Raw genomic sequence first — 22,004 nt, forward strand, 5'->3', positions numbered from 1 at the left:
TCAGCCCGGTACGAGTTGCCCGATCCAGGAGGCGACATCCTCCACGGTCGGTGGCCGCGTGCCGGACCGCAAGCGCCGATGGACCGCGCGGACCAGCTCAGGACAGTGCAGCAAGGCGCGGGCGGCAGGGTGGAGGCCTCGGGCGGAGAGCGCGAGGCCCAGCCCGACCAAGGAGTTCGGCCGGTCCGGATCCGCGGCGAGCTCCCGCCGGTAACCCTCGACCGCTTCGAGGTGATCGCCTGCGGTGTAAGCGAAATCAGCTTCGGTGGCGCCGGGTACCGTCAGTGGTCGCCCCGCGCCGCCGAGGGAGAGCCGGATGAGGTCCGTTCTGGCCGGGGACCAGCCTCCGTCCGGTATCGGCGTCGGAGGAAGGCTTGTCGCGTCGAGATTCGCGGGTGGCCTCGATCTTCCGCTGAGCCACGCCCTCGCGAGTTCGGCGACGACGGACGGGTCCGGACGCAGGTGCCGGGCCCGCCATCCCGCGCTGTGATCGCGGCGGGCGGCGGTGGCCAGTTCGCTCGCTTCCGCCGAGACGGGCTCGCTCTGCCAGGGCCCGAGGCGTTCGGCGATGGCGTCGAGAAAGCGTCGGCCGGCGTCGGTCAGCGTCGAGTCCGCGTGCAGGACTCGCAGGGTGTGCCACGTTTGCTCACGCCAGTAGGCGAATTCGAAGCCGGAGCGCCGGGCATTCGTCCCGGCCCTGGCCAAGGCGCGCCAGAAGGCGGTGACGCCGAAGAAGGCGTAGACCCCTTGCAGAGCACCACTGAGGGGGCGTGGATCATCCCGCCAAGCCACGTAGATCCGCTCTCGGGGATCCGGCTCGTACAACTCGACGAGGTGCAGCAGACCGCCGAGCACGATGTGCTGGAACTCGTGGATCAGGGTTTCGGCGAGGGAGGCCCCGTCGGTGGGCAGTCCGACGACCGCGCTGCCGAACGCCTCCCCGGTCGACGCGCTCGGATTGCGGAAGAGCACCTGGGGTTTCGGAACCAAGGAAGCCAATCCCACCGGCATGATGCGGGCCAACCCGGGCAAATGGGTGGCGACCAGACGGCAGGCCTCGTCGATCAGCCGTTGCCAATCCGCCAGATCCTTGCCCGGTAACCGTTCCGGTGGGATCGGTTCGTAAAGCCCGCGATAGGGATCGACGTCGTCGAGCCACAACGAGAACCGGTGCGCGCCGACCTGACTTCGTACCCGTCGGATTCCCCACCAACCCGGGGCGTCGGAGTCGAGTGCGTCCGGCAGATGAATCGTCGCGTCGGCGTTCGACACGAAGTACCGGCCGTTCGCGCCTCGCACGACGACCGAAGAAAACGTTTCGGTGTCCGGAAAGCGGGCCATCCCGAGTGACGGGAGTATTGCGTTGCCGTGCCACGCCGGGATGACGGTCTCGAAGTCCAGCTCCGCCCGGATCGCCGCGGCCGCCGCGATCGCGTGCGCGTGCCCCAGGTGCATCCACAAAGGACCGACGCCGTCGATTCCGTTGCGGAGCAGGCGAGTCGTGTAGCCGGCCCAGCTTCCGGTATACGGATTGGTGAGCATCCTGTTCACCGAACGGGGTGCTCGTGCTTCGGCACGGGCGAGGAGTTCCCAAGCTGAATCCAGCGGCGGTAACGGGCCTGAATGATCCGGTGCCTTCGCGGCTTCGGTCAGCAAGGCGTGGATCAACAGTTTCCGGCGGCTTCGTTCGGCCCGTCGCAGTCGCCGTGTCATGTCCTCGTCGCCGTCGAGCCGGGCGAGCGCGTCGAAGTCTCGCCACGACAACCGGTGGAACGCGGGACGAGACCCGGCTGCTGCCGGCATCAGTCGATCCGTTCGCCATTTCCGCCGCCTGCGCTTCTGTAGCGTGCGCGGACGAGGGTGGTGCGTTCGACGACATGGTGCGCCGATCGGCGGAGGGCCTCACTGTCCAGCTCTCGTAACGCGGTGAAGGAGACCGCGTCGAGATCGAGCAACGCGGATTCGATGTCCGGTTCCGTGTCTGCCGAGAAAGAACTCATCGTGCCGATTCCCTCCACCCGTGAAACGGTTGCGAGAGTTGAACCTCGCTCAGGATAGCCGAGATTTCGTGCCGGATCAGGCCTCGGCGGCCGGTGGAGGCCGTCCGGCCGCCAATTCCCGTAGTGCGCGAGGGCTGGTGATGGTGACGCGCTGACGTGCGGTGCGCACCACGCCCAGCCGCCGGAGTTCGTCGAGGCCACGGATCAGGGTGCTGCGCGAGACCCGCGCGAAGCCCGCCAATTCCCCTTGGTTGAAGCGGAGATCGACCTGTTTCCCGGCCGTCCAGTCGACGGCGTGCTGCAACGCGAGTTCCAGGAGAACTGCGGCGAGGCGTTGCGGGAAATCCGGGCCGCCGGATTCGAGACGCAGCCGGTCGGATTGTTGCAGCCGGATCGCCGCGGTCCGGAAGATCTCCTCGGCGATACGCGGTTGCTCGCGTAATACGCCGAGGAATTTGTCCCTCGGTACGACGAGGGTGTGCACCTCGTCGATCGCCGACATCGTCGCGGAACGGGGGAGTCCGCTGATCGGGGCCAGTTCGCCGACGATTTCCGCCGGGCCGCGGGCGGCGAGCGGGGCGTCCTCGCCGCGATAGTTGGTGGCGCTGATCTTCACCCAGCCGTGCAGGACGACGAACATGCTGGTGGGCGGACTGCCCTGGAGGGCGAGGATCTGGCCGGGTCGCCACACTTTCAGGTGGCCGGCGCGCCGGAGGGCGGACTGCTCCGCCGGTGTCAGCCGCCGCCAGGTGCCCAGACTCCCGTTTTCAGCCGCGGAGGAACCGGTCATCCTGGCCCTCCGGTTCCCCGGGAACCGGATCGGTGCTGTGTTCCATTTGACGCATCAGCCACTCCCCCGACTCGTCAGCATGGTCAGTGGGCAGAACGACCCGGAAGTTTCGAACCGCGACCGGTAATTGTGCCAGGCACGGGGTGACTTCACCAGGCCTCGGGCCGGCGACGGGGGAGGGTGTCATGCACAGTGCGGAAAGTGTCATGGGACGGCCGAAGGATCACCGCCGCCTGCCGGTGGGGCAGAACCCGCGGACGCCCAAGGCGTTCGGCCGAAGACCGGCGTTCTTCGCGCCGCATCCGCCGCTGATGTCGGGTGGGTGGTATCAGGGTGAGGACCACGAGGTCGTCGGGCCGGGGCGGTATCCGGTGCCCCGGCCGCCCGCCAAATCGGCGAAGGCCGCGTTGCTGTGGGCGCTCTTTTTGGGGCCGTTGGGTCTTTGTTACGTGTCACCCGTCGGCGGGCTGATCGCGACGGCGGTCTCGATCACGGCGATCACCTTCGGCGGCGCCGCGCTGGTGGCCGTGATCTGGCCGGTCGTCGTGGTGCTGTCGCTGGCGGCCTTGTCCGGGCGGCCGGACGACGACAGGAGATGACATCCGGCCGGTCTCCGGCCGGATGAACCGTGGTGGGGGACGCTCAAGGGGGGCGGCCCCCACCACGGTTCCCCCCTCGTGAGTGGCGATTCGGGTTCTAACCCGAATCGCCACTCACGACCACCTGTACCGATCGGCCGCCCTCGCGACCATCCGAAAGTCGCGTCCTCTTGCTCCGATCATGCAGCCCCTGGGCCGAACCCTTGAACCGATCAGGCACCTGTGTTTCCATCTGCTCGATAGCCGCGTCAAAGGTGCAGTTTCGAACACGATCGAACGGGTTCAACGCAATTCCTGGAGGGCTCCGTGCGCCGTCGTACCCTGCTGAAGGCCGCTGGTGCGGCTTCCGCCTTCACCTTGCTCCCGGCGAGCGTCCGGCAGGCACTCGCCGCCGAAGCGCCGACGGGCGGGCTCGGCGTCATCGAGCACGTCGTGGTGTTCATGCAGGAGAACCGGTCGTTCGACCACTATCTCGGGACGTTGCGCGGCGTCCGGGGTTTCAACGATCCGGCCGCGATCAAACTCCCGTCGGGAGCGTCGGTCTTCCAGCAACCCGACGGCACGGGCACCCTGCTCCCGTACGCGATCGACGATCAGTTCATGGCCGACGTCGACCACAGCTGGTCCGGCGGGCACCGGGCGTGGAACAAGGGCCGTCACGACGCGTGGCGCGCGGCCAAGGGGGTCCGGTCGCTGACCTATCACACCCGTTCGGCGCTGCGGTTCTATCACGAACTGGCCGACGCGTTCACCGTCTGCGATGCCTACCACTGCTCGGAAATGGGGCCCACGAACCCGAATCGGATGTACCTGTTCACCGGCAAACTCGGTTACGAGCCGGACGGGACGACCCGGGCGATCGGCAACGCCGCCTGGCAGAACCCCGGGCACACCGGCTACACCTGGAAGACCTACGCCGAGCGTCTGCAGGCCGCCGGCCGTAGCTGGCGCGTCTATCAGGAATGGGACAATTACGGCGACAACTCGCTGGACTATTTCAGCAGTTTCCTCGCCGTCGGCACCAAGGCGCTGTCGAAGGTGAAGGACTCCGCGGGCAAGGCCTTTCCGAAGCTGGAGTACTTCTACTACGCCCTCGATTCGGCTTCGGCCGCCGAGCGCACCCGGCTGCTCGACGGACTGGCGGCCGGTGTGGCGACCCTGACCGCGTCCGAACGCGCGTTGTACGACCGCGGGCTGGCGCGGGTCGCGCCGAAGCAATTGTTGAGCGCCTTCAAGAGCGACGTCGACTCGGGCAGGCTGCCGTCGGTGTCGTGGATCGTCGCGCCGGAATCCCAGACCGAACATCCCGCGTGGGGCCCGAACACCGGGGCCGATCTGGTGAAGTCGATCCTCGACACGATCGCGTCCAAACCCGAGGTGTGGAACAAGACCTTGTTCCTGCTGACCTACGACGAGGACGGCGGCTTCTTCGACCACATGCCACCGCCCGCGCCGCCGGCTTCCGACGACGAGGGCAAGAGTTCCGTCGCCACGACCGACGAATTCGTCTCCGGTGAGCCGATCGGGCTGGGCATACGGGTGCCCATGTTCGTGATCTCACCGTGGAGCCGGGGCGGGAAGGTGTGTTCGGAGGTCTTCGACCACACTTCCGTGTTGCGCTTCCTCGAACAGTGGAGTGGTGTCGCCGAGCCGAACATCTCACCTTGGCGGCGCACCGTCTGCGGTGACCTGACTTCGGCGCTGGACACGACGTCGCCGAGCGCGATCTATCCGGCGCTGACGAAACCGGTGCCGACGAGCGGACCGTGGAACACCCAGCCACAGCCGCCGTCCGTGCAGAAGCTGCCGGTCGCGGAGACCGGGGTGCGGACCGCGCGCCCCTTGCCGTATCGGCTGACGGCTTCGGGACGGGTGACCGCAGAACGATTCTGGATCGACTTCGCCAACACCGGGACGGCGGGCGCGCACTTCTACGTCTACGCCAACGCACACCGGACCGACGGGCCGTGGCGCTACACCCTCGGCGGGAACGCGACGCTTTCCGACTATTGGCAGGCCGGTTCCCCGGACGGCGCGTACGACCTCACCGCGCACGGCCCCAACGGTTTCGTGCGGCGCTTCGCGGGCAACCGGATCACCGCGACGACCGGCGGCAAGCCGAATCCGGAAGTCGTGCTGCGGCCCGGTTCCGGCGTCGTGTACCTGAAGATGACCAACGCCGGCGCCGCTTGCGAGCTGACCGTGCGGACCGGCAACCGGGGCGGCGGACCGTGGACGTACACGGTCGCCCAGGGCGCGACGGTCGAGGACTGGTTCAGCACCGAAGGCGGCATGGGTGGCTGGTACGACCTGACCGTTCAGGGGCCGGACGGCTTCCTTCGCCGCTTCGCAGGGCATGTCGAGACGGGCGTGGAAACCATCAGCGACCCCGTGATGGGCTCAGGACCGCTCACCGCCACCGTCCGTTCGGCCGACAGTCAGGAGATGGTGGGGGAGAACGGTGCCGCCGCGAACGCCGTCGACGGGAATCCCGCCACCCATTGGCACACCAAGTGGTCCGGCGGGGAAGACCCGCTGCCGCACGAACTGCACCTCGATCTGGGTGCCGCCCGCACGGTCACGGGCTTGGCCTACTTGCCGCGTCAGGACGGCTCCGACCACGGACGCGTCGGCGGCTACGAAGTCCACTTGAGCACGGACGGCTCGGCCTGGGGAAGTCCTGTCGCCACAGGTACTTTCGCGGACGACGCCGCCCGTAAGACGCTGCGGTTCTGGCCCACCCGGGCGCGCTATGTGCGGTTCCGCGCCCTCACCGAGGCGGGTGGACGCGGGCCGTGGACGTCGGCGGCGGAGGTCACCCCGCTCGGCTGGAGCTGACGCGCCGGGGTCACTCCAGTGACGTGTCGCCGAAGTGTTCGAGCAGCAGCCGCAGGCCGCCGATCAGTTCGGCCCACTGCGCGGGTTTCAGGTCGGGCAGGAGGTCGGCTTCGTTCTCCAGGTGGAGGACGAAGACCTCGTCCACGACCTGACGTCCCTTGGCGGTCAGCCGGATCTTGACCGAGCGGCGGTCGTCGCTGTCGCGCACCCGCTCGACCAGGCCCTTGGCCTCCATGCGGTCGATGCGGTTCGTGATCGCCCCGGACGTGACCATCGCGGCCTTGAGCAGCGCGCCGGGCGTCAGGCCGTCGGCTTCCCCGGAGCGGCGGAGCGTGGTGAGCACGTCGAACTCCCACGACTCCAGGTCGTGCTTGGCGTTGAACTCCTTGAGCTTCCGGTCGAGGATCCGCGAAAGCCGCTGAACGCGCCCGATCACCTCGGCGGGCCAGAGCTTGTCTTCGAGGTCCGGCCGCTCGTGTCGCCAAAGCGCGATCACCGCGTCCACCGCGTCGGCCATGACGTCCTCCAAACGTCTCAACATTAAGAGACTTGACATTGACAGAACTCGCTGGTGTTATCTCAATGTTGAGATTATCAGTGAGGAGACATCATGGCGATCATCGCCGAGCGGCCCGTCGTCCCGGCGGAACCGGCGGCCGCGAAACCGACGCTGCGTGACGCCGGGCTCGCCGCGCTGGCCCCGGCCAGCTGGGGCACCGTCTACGTCGTCACCGCGACCCTGTTGCCCCCGGACCGGCCGTTGCTGGCCGCCGCGCTACGGGCGCTCCCGGCCGGGCTGCTCCTGCTGGCACTGACCCGGCGGCTCCCGCACGGGTCGTGGTGGTGGAAGACGACGGTGCTCGGAATGCTCAACTTCGGCGCCTTCCTGCCGTTGATCTTCTTCGCCGCGTACCGCCTCCCCGGCGGGGTCGCCGCGACCCTCGGCGCCCTGCAACCCCTACTGGTGGCGCTGCTCGCGCTCCCGATGCTCCGCGTCCGGACCCCGGCGCCGATCCTGCTCGCCGCGATCGCCGGCGCCGGCGGGGTCGCGCTGCTGACCCTTTCGTCGGAAGCCCGGCTCGACCCGCTCGGCCTGGCCGCCATGCTCACCGCCGTCGCGCTCATGGCCGTTTCCCTGATCCTGACCAAGAAATGGGGCCGCCCCGAGCATCCGCTGGCGATGACCGGCTGGCAGCTGACCCTCGGCGGCATCGTCCTCGCCCCGGCGACGCTGCTGTTCGAAGGACTCCCGAGCTCGCTGACGACGGCGAACCTGATCGGCTACGGCTACATCGGCATCGTCACCACCGCGCTGGCGTACCCGCTGTGGTTCCGTGGCATCGACCGGCTCGCCCCGGCGTCGGTCTCCCTGCTGACGCTGACGAACCCCTTGGTCGCCACGGCCGCGGGATTCCTGGTGCTCGATCAGACCCTCACCGGCTGGCAGCTCACCGGATTCGCCGTCGCGCTCACCGCGTTGACGCTCAGCCAGACCCTCGCCCGGCCCGGTCGCGCAGGTGCCCGGTGAGCTCCGTGACGGTCGGATGGTCGAACAGGACACGGGCGGGGAGTTCGACGCCGGTCAGCTCCCGGAGCCGCGTCCGCAGATCGATGACGGCCAGGGAATCGAGCCCGAGTTCGGTGAACGGCTTGTCCACGGGGATCGTGCCCGGATCGTGGTGACCGAGGACCTCGGCGAGTTCCACCCGCAGCAGCTCGCGCAGTTCCCGCTCCGTGGGCTGATCCGGCCAGTGCCGGCCGGGTGACGGCGGCGCGGGTCTCGCGGCGGGGCGGCCGAGACCGTCGGCGATCGGGGGCAGACCGGCGGCGGTGGGGTCGAGCCGGGCGGCGATCAGGACCGGTTCGGCGTGTCCGAGCGCGGCGTCGAACAGCGCCATTCCCTGCTCGAGGGTCAGCGCGGCCACCCCGGAGGTCTGGATGCGATGCCGCGCCGCTTCGGGGATCTTCGAGCCGAGGCCGATCTCCAGATCCCAGAGACCCCAAGCGATCGACGTCGCGGGAAGCCCCTCCGCCCGCCGTCGCACGGCCAACGCGTCGAGGAAGCGGTTCGCCGCCGCGTAGTTCGCCTGTCCCGCGTTGCCGAAAGTGCCGGCCAGTGAGGAAAAGAGCACGAAAGCCGACAGGGGGAGGTGCCGGGTGGCCTCGTGCAGGATCATCGCGGCGTCGGCCTTCGGGCGGAAGACGGTGTCGATACCGGCGGTCGTCTGCGCGGTGAAGGCGGCATCGGCGACGACGGCGGCGGAGTGCACCACGGCGGTGAGCGGCGGATCACAGGAGTCGACCAGTCGCCGGACGAAGGCCGGATCGGCGATGTCGCCGTCGACGATCCGCACGTCGGCGGGCAGTCCGCGGAGCTCGTCCGCACCGGGCGCGGCCGGGCCGCGGCGGCTGACCAGCAGCAGATGCCGGACCCCGTGCGCGGCCACGAGATGCCGGGCCAGCGCCCCACCGAGCGCGCCGGTGCCGCCGGTGATCAGCACGGTCCCGGCCGGGTCGATCGGACGGCCGGACGCGGGCGCGGTGCGGGCGATCCGCAGCGCGTGCGGTACGCCGTCCCGGATCGACAGCTGGGGTTCGGGGTTGCCGCCGACGAGTTCGCGCACCTTCTCGACCGGGAGCGCGGTGTCGACCACGGTGACCAGGCCGCGGTACTCGCTCGACGCGGCGGCCCCGAGCCCGAAGAGGGCGGCCGACGCCGGATCGGCCGCGTCGCGGGTCACGACGACGGTGCGTTCCCCGCGCGGAAGGGTGTCCTGCAGCGCGGTGAGCGCGCTCCGGACGTCTTCGGTCTCGACGATCCGGACGTCGTCGGCGCGCGCGGCCGTGACGGGGATCCAGCGCGGCGCGTAGAGCATCGTGTTCCCGGCGGGCAGCGGCCGGGTGAGCAGCGATTCCACGATCGCGACGGGTGTTCCGGCCGGGTCGAAGAGTTCGACGCGGACCTCGCCGGGGCCGGACCGTACACAGTGGACTCGCGCCCGGCGTGCGACGGGGGCGAACACGTGGACGCCGCTCCAGAAGAACGGCACGCGTGCTTCGTCTCCGGGCGCTCCGGCCAGCGCGAGGGTGTGCACCGCCGCGTCGAGCAGCACGGGATGCAGGGCGAACCGGCCGTCGACGTCTTCGGCGAGCGCGATGTCGGCGAACAGTTCGTCGCCGTCCTGCCACAGTCCGGTCACCGCGCGGAAGGCGGGACCGTAGTCGAGGGCCGCGTAAGCCCGGTCCAGGTCGACCGGTTCGGTGGCGGGAGGCGGCCACTCGCCCTTCCACGGTTGCGCGAAGACCTCGGAGCTCCCCAGACGGCCGGTGGCGTGCCGCGTCCAGGTGCCGGAATCCTTGGCGTAGATGTCGATCCGGGGTCCGTCCACGACCACTTGGAGCGCGACGTCTTCGGAGCGGCCGAGCCGCAGCGGTGCCTCGATCGTCAGCTCGGCCACGTTCGTTCCGCCCGCGTGGACGGCGAGTTCGACGAAGGCACTGGCCGGGAACAGTGTCGCGCCGCCGACGACGTGGTCGGCGAGCCAGCCGTGCGTGCGGACGCCCGCCGAGCCGCCGTGCACGACCCTGGGCGAGTCGGGGGCGACGAGCGCCGGGCCCAGCATCGCATGGCCGTCGTGGCTCCGGCGCGGTCGCGGATCGAGCCAGAACCGCTCGCGCTGGAAGGGATACGTCGGCAGCGTGACCCGGCGGGCGCCGCTGCCGTCGAAGACGGATCGCCACGACACAGGCACGCCGGCGGTGTGCAACTCGCCCGCCGCTTCCAGGAGGCTCCGACTCGTGTCCATAGTGGACACTGTGGGTAGGACTGCGCCCGCCGCCCTGCTCAGCACGGCGGACGGACCGATCTCCAGGCAGATGGCGGTTTCCGTCGCGACGACGGTGTCCAGCGCGTCGGCGAACCGGACCGTTTCCCTCGCGTGCCGCACCCAGTACTCCGGGTCGACGCCGGTGATCGCGCGGCCGGTCAGGCCGGAGATCAGGGTCGTCTCCGGTGCGCGGTAGGTCAGCCCGGCGGCGACCTCGTGGAATTCGGCGAGCATCGGCTCGATGAGCGGCGAATGGAACGCGTGGCTGACGCGCAGGCGTGTGGAACCCGGCCACTGGGCCGCGATCGCTTCGGTCACGCTCGCGGCTCCGGACAGCACAAGGGATCGAGGGCCGTTGACGGCGGCGATCGCCACCTGGTCGGCGAACTCCCCGACCAGCGGGGCGACTTCGGCCTCGGCCGCCCGGACGGCGATCATGACGCCGCCCGGCGGCAACGCGGCCATCAGACGGCCGCGCGCGGCCACGAGGACTCCGGCGTCCTCGAGGGACAGGACACCGGCGACGTGTGCGGCGGCGATCTCGCCGATCGAGTGCCCGGCGACCGCGCCGGGCCGGAGACCCCAGGATTCCAGCAGCCGGTACAGGGCGACTTCGTGGGCGAACAAGGCGGCTTGCGCGTGATCCGTCCGGTCGAGCAGTTCCCCGCCCTCGAACGCGACTTCACGGACTCCGCCGCCGAGTGCCTCGCACGCCGCGTCGAACGCCTTGCGGAACACCGGGAACCGCTCCGACAGTTCCCTGCCCATTCCCGCGCGCTGCGCGCCCTGCCCGCTGAACAGGAACGCCGCGGCCGCCGGTCCGCGCACGGTCCGGCCCCGGCGTTCGCCCGTGGCGAGGGCGCGCAACGCGGCGAGATCGCCGGACGGGACCAGCGCGCGATGCTCCAGCGCGGAGCGGGTGGCGAGGGTGAACGCGACGTCGTCCTCGTCCCGGCCGCCCACGGTCGCCAGCAACCGGGAGGCGGCGGCTCGCAGGGCGCCGTCCCCGGCGGCGCTCAACAGCCACGGCGCTCCTAGAGACGCAGAAGCTCCATTTTCGGGCGAGGGCGGCGCTTCCGAGACGAGAACGTGCGCGTTGGTGCCGCCGATCCCGAACGCGGAGACCCCGGCGTGCCGGGTTCTCGGTCCGGCACGCCATTCCCGGCCTTCGGCGAGCAGGCGCACATCGCCCGCGGACCAGTCGACGCGGGGGCTCGGCTCGTCGGCGTACAGCGACGGCGGCAAATGCCCGTGCCGTAAGGCTTCCACCATCTTGATCACCCCGGCGACGCCCGCCGCGGCCTGGGTGTGCCCGATGTTGGCCTTCACCGAGCCGAGCCACAGCGGCCGGTCACGTCCGCCACCGTAGGCGGCGATGAGGGCCTCCGCCTCGATCGGATCGCCGATCGGGGTGGCCGTTCCGTGACCCTCCACCGCGTCGACGTCGGCCGGGGACAGACCGGCGTCGGCGAGCGCGGACGCGACGACCGCGCGCTGGGCCCGCCCGCTCGGCGCGGTCAGCCCGTTCGACGCCCCGTCGGAGTTGACGGCCGAACCGCTGAGCAGCGCCAGCACCGGATGCCCGTTCCGGCGGGCGTCCGACAGCCGCTCCAGGAGGACGACGCCCGCCCCCTCGGACCACGCCGTGCCGTCGGCGCCCGCCGCGTAGGAGCGGCATCGGCCGTCCGGCGAAAGGCCGCGCTGGCGGCTGAATTCCAGGAACGTGCGCGGGGAGGACATCACCGTCGCGCCGCCGGCCACGGCGAGCGAACACTCCCCGGCACGCAGCGCGCGCACGGCCCAGTGCAGTGCCACCAGCGACGAGGAGCAGGCGGTGTCGACCGTGACCGCCGGGCCGTTCAGCCCGAAGGTGTAGGAGATCCGGCCGGACGCGAGCGCGTGCGAGGACCCGATGCCCAGCCGCCCCTCCATCCGATGCCCTTCGAAGCGGCTGGCGTAGTCCTCGTTCATCACGCCGACGAACACCCCGGTGTCGCTTCCGCGCAGTGTGGCGGTGTCGAGACCGGCGCGTTCGAACAGCTCCCACGACGTCTCCAGCAGCAACCGTTGCTGAGGGTCGGTCGTCAGGGCCTCTCGCGGTGACATCCCGAACAGGGCGGGGTCGAAATCCAGGGCGTCGTACACGAATCCGCCGCGGCGGGTGGTGGAGCCGCCGAGCCTGCCGGGGTCCGGGTCGTAGCGGACGGAGTGCTCCCAGCCCCGGTCGGTGGGGAAGTCGCCGGTCGCGTCGACGCCGCCGGCCACCAGGTTCCACAGGTCTTCGGGCGAGGTCACGCCGCCGGGGAACCGGCACGCGGTCGCGACGACGGCGATCGGTTCGTCGTCGCGAACGGGAACGGTTCTTCTCGTGGCGGGTCTGCTTTCCCCGGACAGGAGCCGTTCGAGCTCGGCGATGACCGCGGCCGGGGTCGGGAAGTCGTAGACGAGCGCTTGGGGGAGGGCCAATCCGGTCGCCTCGGCCAGCCGGTGCCGCAACTGCACGCCGCTCACCGACGTCAGGCCCAGTTCGGCGAACGGCCGGTCGCGCCACCGCTCGCCGACGTCGCACAGTTCGGCGATCGCCTCGCGCACCAGCGTTTCCGCCTCGGGCGGCGGAACGCGCAAATCCTTCCGCAGCGCTTTCCCCGACGGCGTCCGGGGAAGGCGCTCGACGAGGTGGAAGGCGACCGGAACCTTGTACGCGGAGAGCCGGTGGCGGCACAGGCGGCGTACCGCGTCGAGATCCGGTTCGCCGGAGACGAGGAACGCCACCGGGACCGCGCCGAGGACCTCGTCGGGTCTTCCCGTCACCAGAACGTCTTCGACACCAGGGACTTCGGCGATGACCGCCTCGATCTCCGTCGGGTGCACGTTCTGGCCGCCGCAGACGATGACGTCGTCGGCGCGGCCTTCGAGGATGAGCCGTCCCTCGGCGAGAGCGCCCACGTCACCGGTCCGGTACCAGCCGTCCGGCCCCGCTGCGCTCGGCGCCACGCCGGGACCGCGCACCTCGATCTGCTCGTCGACGACGCGGATCTCCATGCCCGGCACCGGTGTCAGATGATCCTCGCCGGGGAGCTGGACGGCGATCTTGCCACTGGTCTCCGTGCTGCCGTAACCGTCGAGGACTTCCATGCCGAACAGTTCCCGGACGGCGGCGCGAGTCGGCGCGGTGCACGGCGATCCCCCGGAGAGGCACAGTCGTGGCGCGGGGAGAACGCCGCGAACCTCCTGACGCAGATTCAGAAACGTCGCCGGGACGCCGGCGAGGACACTGCCGGGGAACGCGGTGAGCGCCCCGCGCAGATCGCGGTCGACGATCCTCGTGTGCGTGCCCAGCGCGATCGTCCCGGCGAAGGCCAGCGACAACGCGTACGCGTGGTGCAACGGAAGCGGCCACAGAACGGTGTCTTCGCCGGAGATCCCGTACATCGGGCCGTAGCAGGCGGCCGACGACCAGAGCGTCGCGCGCTGGGTCGTCAGCACGCCTTTGGGGCGGCCGGTCGTGCCGGAGGTGTAGAGCAGCCAAGCGGGTTCGTCGAGGCCGAGATCGTCTCGCGGTCCACCCCGCGGGGGCGACGGCTCGTCCTCGACGAAGACCACTCGTAGCCGGAGCTTTCGCGCGAGCTCCGCGTGCCTGGCTTCCGTGATCAGCAGAACGGCGCCGGAATCGTCGGCGACGCGGGCGAGTTCGGCCGCCGTCGACCGCGCGCTCACCGGAACGCCGACCCCGCCCGCCCGCAGCACCGCCAGGCCGTACTCGGCGAATTCGACGCGACCGCCGACGTGGATGAGCACCCGTTCGCCGCGGGCGATCCCGAGCCCCGCCGCCAACCGGCCGCTCGATTCCAGCAATTCCCCGAAGGTCAGGGTCCGGTACTCGTCGGTGAACGCCGGCCGAGCGGACTGCCGTTCGCGTAACAAGGTCACCAGCGGGCGGATCTCGGTCATCCTTCGAAGGTATAGGCGCGCGGGTCCGCACGGCGACGTGCTTTCCTTCCCGAACGGGCACTTTTCGCCGACGGATCGCGCATCAGGCGGCCTTTTTGTTCCGCTCGGTCGCGGACCAGCCGTCGTCGTCCTGGTCGAGGCCGGAAACGGTGCCGTAGAAGACACTCTCGGCGTTCCGGTCACCGGAGAGGTGGAACCGCAGCCACGCGGTGATGGCGCCGATGACCCGGTCGCGGGTCTCGCCCTGGAGGAAATGCGTGGCGCCCTTCAGCTGGCCGTACACGGCGGGAACCTGGTCGCAGGCAAGGAATCGGCTGCGCACGTAGAAGGCGGGCACGACGACGTCCGCCTGCCCGGACACGAAGAAAGCGGGTCCGTGCAGCTTGTTCACGTTGCCCTGCGGTCCGGGCATGATCGGCAGCGTGGTCTTGACGAGCGGGTCCGCCCCGGCCGCGATCGCGCCGCCCCCGCCTTGCGAATGCCCGGCGGCGGCGATCTTCCCGGTGGCGATGCGGCCCTGGAAGACGCTGCCCGCACGGGAATTCTCCGCGATCAGATACCGGGCGCCCGCCAGCATCTCCTCGCCGGACCCCGACTGGCCGGTGTTCGCGGCCGCGACGACGTAACCCCAGCTCGCGAGATGGGTGAACAGCTGCTCGTACTGGTCGACGGTGGCGTTCGTGCCGTTGCCCCAGATCAGCACCGGATGCTCGGTGCCGTCCGAGGCGATGTCCGCCGGGTAGTAGAGCGTGTGCGCCGGACCGCCCGCCGCCTTGACCGCCTGGTGCGGCCCCGCTTTCTCGTACACGCGCGGACTGGTCGGGGCGACGGCCGATGCGGCGACGGCGGTCTGCGGGACCACCGTCGCCGACACGGCCAGTGCCAGCACGGTCAGCAATGCCCTGCGGCTCAAGGAACGCATGGTGTCTCCGAACGGTTTCGAGGAGTGATGTCGTGATCATTCCAAGCGGAGCGCTTGTTGTTTCCTGGAAGTTCCCCAGAATCGCGGGCGGGCGGATTGTGAACGGTGACAATCGGTGGAACGGAATGAATACGGGTACTTATTCAACCGCGGTTGATCGCAGGTCCGTGAAGGCCTCCTTGCCTACCTTCAGGGTAGGGAAGGAGGCCTTCACGGACTTCAGGGGCGAGCGAGCGTGTAGGCCTACGCAGTCCAGGTGACCGGAAGCTCGTGCACGCCGTAGATGTTCATGTCGGTCTTCAGCTTGACCTCCTCGGCGGGCACGGCCAGCGCGAGCGTCGGGAAACGGCGCAGCAGTCCCTCGAAACCCGCGCGCATCTCGATCCGCGCCAGCTGCTGGCCGAGGCACTGATGGATGCCGTGCCCGAACGACAACAGACCGCGGGCGTTGCGGTGCAGGTCCAAGGCGTCGGGGTTTTCGAACCGCCGCGGATCACGGTTGGCGGCCAGCAGCGATATGATGACCGTCGACCCCGCGGGGATCGTTTCACCGCCGAGCTCCAGATCCTCCGTGGCGTACCGGAAGAAGATGTCGGCGACGGACAGGTAGCGAAGCAGTTCTTCGACGGCGCCGGGGAGCAACTCCGCGTCGGCCCGCAGTTCGGCGAGCTGCTCAGGGTGCTCCAGGAGCGCGAAGGTGCCCAGCGCGAGCATGTTCGCGGTGGTCTCGTGTCCCGCGAGCAGCAGCAGGAACGCGGCGCCCGCCAGCTCCTCGATGGTGAGGTCTTCGTGGCGGCCGAGGTCGGACAGGATGTCGTCCTCGGGCGTCTCGCGTTTGCGGGTGACCAGTTCGGTGAGGAACGTGTTCATCCCGATGAACGCGGCCATCTTCTCCTCCAGCGTCTGGTCCCTGACCATGAGCTGCGCGGAGTTGGCCTGGAAGCTCTCGCGGTCCTCGTAGGGGACGCCGAGCAGTTCGCAGATCACCAGCGACGGTACCGGCAGCGCGAACTCCTTGACCAGGTCGATCGGCGGAGTCAGGTTCGCCATCGCGTCCAGCCGCCGTTCGGTGATCTCGACGATGTGCTCTTCGAGCTGCTTCATCCGCTTCACGGTGAAGGCGCCGGTCAGCCGCTTCCGCAGCCGGCCGTGGTCCGGCGGATCCATCGCGACGAACATGCCCGGCATCGGCGGCGACGGTTCGGTGGGGGCGGGCATCCCCGTCTCGTACGGCACGTGCAGGATGCCGATGTCCTGGCGCGAGCTGAAGCGGGTGTCGGCCATCATCTGCCGCACCTCGTCGTAGCCGGTGACGAGCCAGCCCTCGTGACCGTCGGGGAAGATCATGGGACTCACCGGGCGGGCCTCACGCAGCCGGGTGATCTCGCGGGGCGGGTCGAAGGGCCCCGCGTCGCGCTCCATCGGGAGGCCCTGCGGGACGGGAACCGTCTGAGTCATCGCTTCGCCTTTCGTGGTGGTTGTGACGGCCACTCTCCCCGCGAGGCCTGACATCCGGCTGACACGGCGCTGACACCACCCGTGTCAGCGCCGTGGCGGGGCCGTGTCAGCGCGGCCTTCCAAAGTGGTGCCCATGAACGACACAGCGATCGCGGTCTCCGGACTGCGCAAGACCTTCGGCGACAAGGTCGTGCTCGAAGGCATAGACCTCGAAGTCAAGGCGGGCACCATCTTCTCCCTGCTCGGTCCGAACGGGGCGGGGAAGACCACGACGGTGAACCTGCTGACCACCCTGATGAAGGCCGACGGCGGCACCGCGAAGGTCGCGGGCCACGACCTGGTGACCGAGGCCAAGGCGGTGCGTGCCGCGATCGGCGTCACCGGCCAGTTCGCGGCGGTCGACGAACTGCTGACCGGCCAGGAGAACCTCCAGCTGATGGTGGATCTGAGCCGCGGGAAAGCCGGCAAGAACGTCGTGTCCGAGCTGCTGGAACGCTTCGACCTGGTGGAATCGGCGCGCAAGCCGGCGTCGACCTACTCCGGCGGTATGCGCCGGAAGCTGGATCTGGCGATGACGCTCGTCGGCGATCCGCGGATCATCTTCCTCGACGAGCCCACCACGGGCCTGGACCCGCGCAGCCGTCGCACGATGTGGTCGATCATCCGCGAGCTGGTGGCGGGCGGCGTGACCGTCTTCCTCACCACCCAGTACCTCGAGGAAGCCGACCAGCTCGCCGACCGGATCGCAGTCCTCGACCAGGGCCGCCTGGTCGCACAGGGCACGCCCGCCGAGCTCAAGCGCCGGATGCCCGGCACGCACGTCCGGCTCCACTTCACCACCGTCGCCGAACTCGACGCGGCGGCGCGGATCTTCCCCGGAGCCACCCGCGACGACGAGGAACTCGACCTGCGGATCCCCAGCGACGCCGGGACGAAATCCCTGCGCTCGCTGCTCGACCGGCTCGACGAGTACTCGATCGCCGCCGAAGAGTTCTCCGTCCACACCCCTGATCTCGATGACGTTTTCCTCGCCCTGACCGGCCACGACACGGAGGCAGCCCGATGAACTCCCCCTCGACGGTGATGTTGCGCCGTAACTTCAAGCACCTCGTCCGCAATCCGACCTCGGTGTTCAACGCGATCCTGATGCCGGTGGTGATGATGCTGATGTTCGTCTACGTCTTCGGGGACGCGTTCAGCGTCGGCGTCGACTACATCGACTACGCGACACCGGGGTTGATGCTGCTGGCCGTCTGCTACGGCCTCGGCGCCACCGCGACCGCGGTGAACTCCGACATGACCAAGGGCATCATCAACCGGTTCAAGGTCATGGACGTCTCCCGCGGCGCCGTGCTGACCGGGCACGTCATCGCCAGCGTGCTGACGAACCTGGTCGCCATCGCGGCGCTCACCGGGGTGGCCTTCCTGCTCGGCTTCTCGCCGGCGGCCGGTTTCCTCGACTGGCTCGGCGTGGTCGGCATCGTCGTCCTGCTCGGTTTCGCGGCGGCCTGGCTCACGGTCGCGCTGGGACTGGCGGCGAAATCCCCGGAAACCGCGGGAATGGCCTCGGTTCCGCTGGTCATGCTGCCGTTCTTCAGCAGCGCGATCGTGCCCGCCGAGAAGATGGGACCGGGGCTCCGGGAGTTCGCCCAGTACCAGCCCTTCACGCCGATCATCGAGACCCTGCGCGGGCTTCTCAACGGGGCTCCCGCCGCGGGCGACGTGCTCCCGGCCCTGGGCTGGTGCGCCGGGATCGCGCTCGCCGGATACCTGTGGGCGTCCTCGACGTTCAAGAAGCGAGCGTGACTTCGGCCAGCTGTTTCCAGTCCGCCGCAGCGCCTTCTCGCGCCGCCTCCGCGAACTTCGCTTCGCCGAGGCGGCGCAGCGCTGTCTCCTCGATGCGGGTCACGTCCGGCCGGGACCGGTCCGGCAGCCCGCGCAGTTCGTCGGCCGCCCCGAGCAGCCTGCCTGCCTGTTCGGGATCGTCCTGGCGCAGGGCCAGATCCGCGATCCCGACGAGCACGTGGGCGATCAAGGGCTGGTACTGCACTTCACGTGCCGCCTGATAGGCCGATTCCCGGTGTTCACGGGACCGGCCGAGATCGTCGGTGAAGTAGCCGCGAAGGTCGTGGGTGATGGCGCGGACGTGTCCCAATCCCGCTTCGTCGCCCATCACGGTCGTCGCGAAGTCGAGCTGCTTCGCCGCTTCCTCGGTTTCGCCACGCCAGTGGAGGAGTTCCGCCTGCGAGAGGGCGAACATGCCCAGGGCACCCGGCCAGGTGACCCGCTCGGCACGACGCTCCGCATCGGCCGCGGCGGCCGCGCTGGCCTCTTCGTCGCCCATCAGCCAGAACAGCTGTGCCTGCCGCGCCCGCAGCCGGATCAGGTCCTCGACAGAACCGACCTCGGTCACCACCGTGACCGCCTGTTCGTAGTACTCGCACGCGGTGGCGAACTCGCCGCGCGTGGCGAGCCGGTCCGCCAGTTCGGTCAGGGCGAACGAGATCCCGAACCGTTCCCCGATGGCCCGGAACTCGCTGAGCGCCCCCTCGAGATATTCGTCCGCCTCCCGGCCGGGATGGCCGAGCGAGACGCGCATCTTGCCGAGGTGCAGCCTGCCCAGCGCGCGGACCCAAGGGTTTTCGTCCGCCAGCACCGGTTCCCACGCGGACAGCGCCTCGTCTCCGGCCAGCATGCGTTCCAGCGGGACGACGAGGCCCAGCAGCGGATGCTTCTTCTCGGTGCGTATGCCCAGCCGGTACGACTCGTGGATCCACTTCGCCGCGGTGTGCTCGTCGGCGAAACCGGAGCTCACGAAGAGCGAGACGAGCCCGTACACGACGGCCGCGATCTCTTCCGGCACCTCGCCCGGCGTTTTGACGGCCGTGCTGACCAGCTCCATGCCTTCCGTGCGATGCCCGCTGAGCCACCAGTACCAGCCACAGGCCGCCGCGAGCCGCATCGCTTCCGGCGCTTCGCCCGCCGTGAGGGCGCCGCGCATCGCGGCGGTGATGTTGTCGTGCTCGGCGTTGAGCTTGGCGAGCCATTCCAGCTGCTCGGCCTGGCGGAGCATCGGCTCGGCGGCCTCGGCGAGGCCGGTGAAATACGCGAGATGCGCGTGGCGTGCCAGCAGCGTTCCGTCCGCCTCGGCGAGCCGTTGCGCGGCGTACTCCTTGATCGTGCCGAGCATCCGGTAGCGCGGGGCCTCGTCGCCCGCGGAGACCAGCAACGATTTCTCGGTCAGCGCGGTGAGCAGTTCGAGGACCTCGTACTCCTCGACGGCCTCGCTGACGCAGACCCGCTCGGCCGCTTCCAGGCTCGCCCCGCCCGAGAACACCGAGAGACGGCACAGGACCGTCCGTTCGGCGTCGGACAGCAGCTCCCAGCTCCAGTCGACCATGGCGCGCAACGTCCGGTGCCGGGGCAGCGCGGTCCGGCTGCCGCCGGTGAGCAGGCGGAACCGGTCGTCGAGCCGGTTCGCGAGCTGCTCGACGGACATCGTGCGCAGCCGGGCCGCGGCCAGTTCGATCGCCAGCGGCATCCCGTCCAGGATCCGGCACACACGCGCCATCGTGTCGAGAGTGCTCTTGTCGGCCACGAAATCCTTGCGCACCGCGCTCGCCCGGTCCCGCAGCAACCGGACGGCGGGGGAGGACTCGATCTCGCCGGGGGCGGCGTGCCGGTCCGGGACGGCCAGCGGCACGACGTGCCACAACGTCTCGCCGGTGATGCCGAGCGGCTCCCGGCTCGTCGCCAGGATCCGGAGACGACGGCATTCCCCGAGCACCCGATGGGCGAAGGCCGCGGCCGCCTCGATCACGTGCTCGCAGTTGTCCAGGATCAGCAGGACTTCCCGGTCGCGGATCGCGGCGACGACCCGCTCGGCGGGTTCGGCGTTGGAAGAGTCGCCGAGCAGCGCGTCCCGCAGGCCGAGCGCGGCGAGCGTCGCCTGGGCGACGTCGTCATCCGGGCCGATGGCCGCGAGCTCCACCAGCCACGCGCCGTCCGGGAGGTCGCCGAGCACGGTGCGCGCGGTTTCCGTGGCCAGCCTGGTCTTCCCCGAACCGCCGGGCCCGATCAGGGTGGTGAGCCGGTGCTCGGCGACGAGCTCGCGGACCTTGGCGACGTCGTCGTCCTTGCCGACGAAGCTGGTCAGCTCGGCGCGCACGTTGGTCTTGCGGTTCTCCTCGCGCCGCCCCAGCTCGCCCCGCAGCAGCTGGACGTGCACCGCGGACAGTTCCGGCGAGGGATCGACGCCGAGCGCGTCGGCCAGTGCTTCCCTCGTGCGCTGGTAGACGAGCAGCGCTTCGGTGTCGCGGCCGGTCGCCGCGAGGGCCCGCAGCAACGCGGCGACGAGCCGCTCGCGCAGCGGGTGCGCGGCCACCAGATCGGTCAGCTCGGTGACCAGGTTCGCGCCGTGCCCGAGGTCGAGTTCCGCGTCGAACCGGTCCTCCAGCGCCGTCAGGCGAAGCCCTTCGAGCCGGGTGACCGCGGCGTCGAACGCGCCGCTGTCCTGCAGGCCGACGTCCTGCATGGCCGCCCCGCGCCACAGCCCGAGCGCCTCGCGCAGCCGCCTCGGCTCCTCGTCGCCGCGGGCCTGCTCGATGAGCCGCTCGAAGCGCACGGCGTCGACGTCTTCGGGCGCCACCTTCAGCCGGTAGCCGTCGGTCTGTCCCTCGACGACGCCGTCCGGGAGCACCTTCCGCAGCCGGGAAACCAAGCGCTGCAAGGCGTTCGTCGCGTCGGCCGGGGGCTGCTCGCCCCAGATCCAGTCCACGAGCGACGCTTTCGGGACCACCCGGCCCGGCTCGAGCGCGAGGGCGATCAACAGCCCGCGCAGCCGCGCGCCCGGCACGTCGGCGAGCCCGCCGTCGTCCGTGTGCACCTCGAAGGGCCCCAGCATCCCGATCCGCATTGGGCCGATTTTGCCACGGGTGACCAGGGGACTTACGACTCGCCGGTGATCCTCGCCGAACCGATCGAAGCCGCGGTGATCGCCCTGGCGGCGGCCTGTGTCGACGAACCGGAGTTCAGGCCGGTGAGCGACGCCCGGTCGAGGGCGTGCACGACGAACTCGTAGGTGTTCACGGTCGAGGGCGAGCACGGGCCCTGGTAGCCGTAGAGGCTGGCGCTGCCGCGGTAGTAGACCTGCCTGGAGCCGGCGGGCACCGGCGGCCGGTAGACGTGCTGGACGTTCTGGGGGAGCGAGGCCGTGGACGCCGGGATGTCGTAGATGACCCAGTGGATGAGGTTGGCGTTGTCGAGGTCGCGCATGACGATCGCGTAGCTCTTCGCCGCGGCGGGAGCGCCCGACCAGGCCAGCGGTGGCGACTCGTTCTTCTTGGCCGGATCGTTCCCGCCGCCGCTGGTGCACTCGTGCACCTTGGGTATGAGGCCGCCGTTGGCGAAAGCGGTGCTGGACAGGGTGAACGCGTTTTGCGCCGCCGACGCCGCGGGGGAAAGGCAGACGGCGCCGAGGGCGAACAGGGCGCAGAACACGATTCTCGTTGCTCTCACTGGAGTCTCCCGAGGCCGTTTGTGGTTCTCGTGCGCGGAATTCAGCGTAGGGAGCCCGGAAAGCGGCGGCTAGCGCACTTTTCCGGCCGAACGAGGTGTTTT

The 22,004-nt window shown here is 69.9% G+C and carries 14 protein-coding genes; 5 read left to right on the forward strand and 9 right to left on the reverse strand.

The window, feature by feature from the left end:
* From AB8M46_RS35895 to AB8M46_RS35905, 3 genes are read right to left on the reverse strand one after another with little or no spacing between them, the layout of a single operon-like run.
* Complete coding sequence (locus AB8M46_RS35895) at window positions 1-1,803, reverse strand: aKG-HExxH-type peptide beta-hydroxylase (RefSeq protein WP_394363061.1); 1,803 nt, start codon at window positions 1,801-1,803, stop codon at window positions 1-3.
* Entirely contained in the window at window positions 1,803-2,018 is a 216-nt protein-coding gene (locus tag AB8M46_RS35900; protein ID WP_378424554.1) for a hypothetical protein, read from the reverse strand. The genes AB8M46_RS35895 and AB8M46_RS35900 overlap by 1 nt, the downstream gene beginning before the upstream one ends.
* A 58-nt stretch (window positions 2,019-2,076) precedes the next feature.
* A complete protein-coding gene (locus tag AB8M46_RS35905; RefSeq protein WP_037346295.1) occupies window positions 2,077-2,790 on the reverse strand; it encodes a Crp/Fnr family transcriptional regulator in 714 nt (237 codons plus the stop codon).
* 206 nt (window positions 2,791-2,996) lie between these two features.
* Here AB8M46_RS35905 and AB8M46_RS35910 point away from each other — a divergent pair, with 206 nt between their 5' ends.
* Both AB8M46_RS35910 and AB8M46_RS35915 read left to right on the forward strand, forming a co-directional pair.
* A complete protein-coding gene (locus AB8M46_RS35910) occupies window positions 2,997-3,389 on the forward strand; it encodes a hypothetical protein (RefSeq protein WP_394363062.1) in 393 nt (130 codons plus the stop codon).
* Window positions 3,390-3,695: 306 nt separating this feature from the next.
* Entirely contained in the window at window positions 3,696-6,227 is a 2,532-nt protein-coding gene (locus AB8M46_RS35915; protein ID WP_394363063.1) for a phosphocholine-specific phospholipase C, read from the forward strand.
* A 10-nt stretch (window positions 6,228-6,237) separates the two neighbouring features.
* Here the strand turns inward: AB8M46_RS35915 and AB8M46_RS35920 are convergent, their stop codons facing one another.
* Window positions 6,238-6,744, reverse strand: a complete 507-nt coding sequence (locus AB8M46_RS35920) for a MarR family winged helix-turn-helix transcriptional regulator (protein ID WP_037346304.1) — start codon at window positions 6,742-6,744, stop codon at window positions 6,238-6,240.
* Window positions 6,745-6,837: 93 nt separating this feature from the next.
* On the opposite strand from AB8M46_RS35920, the gene AB8M46_RS35925 reads away from it, so the two are divergent.
* A complete protein-coding gene (locus tag AB8M46_RS35925) occupies window positions 6,838-7,755 on the forward strand; it encodes an EamA family transporter (RefSeq protein WP_378429058.1) in 918 nt (305 codons plus the stop codon).
* Here the strand turns inward: AB8M46_RS35925 and AB8M46_RS35930 are convergent.
* The 3 genes from AB8M46_RS35930 to AB8M46_RS35940 form a co-directional block, all read right to left on the reverse strand.
* On the reverse strand, window positions 7,712-14,005 hold the full coding sequence (locus AB8M46_RS35930; protein WP_394363064.1) for an SDR family NAD(P)-dependent oxidoreductase: 6,294 nt from the start codon (window positions 14,003-14,005) through the stop codon (window positions 7,712-7,714). The two genes, AB8M46_RS35925 and AB8M46_RS35930, sit on opposite strands and share 44 nt — an antisense overlap.
* A gap of 82 nt (window positions 14,006-14,087) precedes the next feature.
* Window positions 14,088-14,927: an acetylxylan esterase gene (locus tag AB8M46_RS35935; protein ID WP_394363065.1), complete on the reverse strand. Its 840-nt coding sequence runs from the start codon at window positions 14,925-14,927 to the stop codon at window positions 14,088-14,090.
* A 243-nt stretch (window positions 14,928-15,170) separates the two neighbouring features.
* The gene (locus AB8M46_RS35940) at window positions 15,171-16,385 is read right to left on the reverse strand and encodes a cytochrome P450 (protein ID WP_394363066.1); all 1,215 of its coding nucleotides are present in this window, start codon (window positions 16,383-16,385) and stop codon (window positions 15,171-15,173) included.
* Between the two features lie 133 nt (window positions 16,386-16,518).
* Between AB8M46_RS35940 and AB8M46_RS35945 the strand changes: the two genes are divergently transcribed.
* Together AB8M46_RS35945 and AB8M46_RS35950 are read left to right on the forward strand one after the other, a co-directional pair.
* Complete coding sequence (locus AB8M46_RS35945; protein WP_394363067.1) at window positions 16,519-17,451, forward strand: ATP-binding cassette domain-containing protein; 933 nt, start codon at window positions 16,519-16,521, stop codon at window positions 17,449-17,451.
* A complete protein-coding gene (locus tag AB8M46_RS35950) occupies window positions 17,448-18,191 on the forward strand; it encodes an ABC transporter permease (RefSeq protein WP_038518361.1) in 744 nt (247 codons plus the stop codon). The genes AB8M46_RS35945 and AB8M46_RS35950 overlap by 4 nt, the downstream gene beginning before the upstream one ends.
* On the opposite strand, the gene AB8M46_RS35955 is transcribed toward AB8M46_RS35950, so the two are convergent.
* Both AB8M46_RS35955 and AB8M46_RS35960 read right to left on the reverse strand, forming a co-directional pair.
* Window positions 18,175-21,300: a BTAD domain-containing putative transcriptional regulator gene (locus tag AB8M46_RS35955; protein WP_394363068.1), complete on the reverse strand. Its 3,126-nt coding sequence runs from the start codon at window positions 21,298-21,300 to the stop codon at window positions 18,175-18,177. The two genes, AB8M46_RS35950 and AB8M46_RS35955, sit on opposite strands and share 17 nt — an antisense overlap.
* A 32-nt stretch (window positions 21,301-21,332) precedes the next feature.
* Window positions 21,333-21,884: a YbhB/YbcL family Raf kinase inhibitor-like protein gene (locus AB8M46_RS35960; protein ID WP_394363116.1), complete on the reverse strand. Its 552-nt coding sequence runs from the start codon at window positions 21,882-21,884 to the stop codon at window positions 21,333-21,335.
* Between the last annotated feature and the right edge of the window lie 120 nt (window positions 21,885-22,004).

The organism is Amycolatopsis sp. SB7-3, from assembly GCF_041021335.1.
GTDB classification, from domain to species: domain Bacteria; phylum Actinomycetota; class Actinomycetes; order Mycobacteriales; family Pseudonocardiaceae; genus Amycolatopsis; species Amycolatopsis japonica.

Coding starts and splice junctions, on each gene's coding strand:
- AB8M46_RS35905 (WP_037346295.1), bottom strand. CDS start 2,790: ATGACCGGTTCCTCCGCGGCTGAAAACGGGAGTCTGGGCACCTGGCGG.
- AB8M46_RS35910 (WP_394363062.1), top strand. CDS start 2,997: ATGGGACGGCCGAAGGATCACCGCCGCCTGCCGGTGGGGCAGAACCCG.
- AB8M46_RS35945 (WP_394363067.1), top strand. CDS start 16,519: ATGAACGACACAGCGATCGCGGTCTCCGGACTGCGCAAGACCTTCGGC.
- AB8M46_RS35955 (WP_394363068.1), bottom strand. CDS start 21,300: ATGCGGATCGGGATGCTGGGGCCCTTCGAGGTGCACACGGACGACGGC.
- AB8M46_RS35940 (WP_394363066.1), bottom strand. CDS start 16,385: ATGACTCAGACGGTTCCCGTCCCGCAGGGCCTCCCGATGGAGCGCGAC.
- AB8M46_RS35920 (WP_037346304.1), bottom strand. CDS start 6,744: ATGGCCGACGCGGTGGACGCGGTGATCGCGCTTTGGCGACACGAGCGG.
- AB8M46_RS35925 (WP_378429058.1), top strand. CDS start 6,838: ATGGCGATCATCGCCGAGCGGCCCGTCGTCCCGGCGGAACCGGCGGCC.
- AB8M46_RS35895 (WP_394363061.1), bottom strand. CDS start 1,803: ATGCCGGCAGCAGCCGGGTCTCGTCCCGCGTTCCACCGGTTGTCGTGG.
- AB8M46_RS35930 (WP_394363064.1), bottom strand. CDS start 14,005: ATGACCGAGATCCGCCCGCTGGTGACCTTGTTACGCGAACGGCAGTCC.
- AB8M46_RS35935 (WP_394363065.1), bottom strand. CDS start 14,927: ATGCGTTCCTTGAGCCGCAGGGCATTGCTGACCGTGCTGGCACTGGCC.
- AB8M46_RS35950 (WP_038518361.1), top strand. CDS start 17,448: ATGAACTCCCCCTCGACGGTGATGTTGCGCCGTAACTTCAAGCACCTC.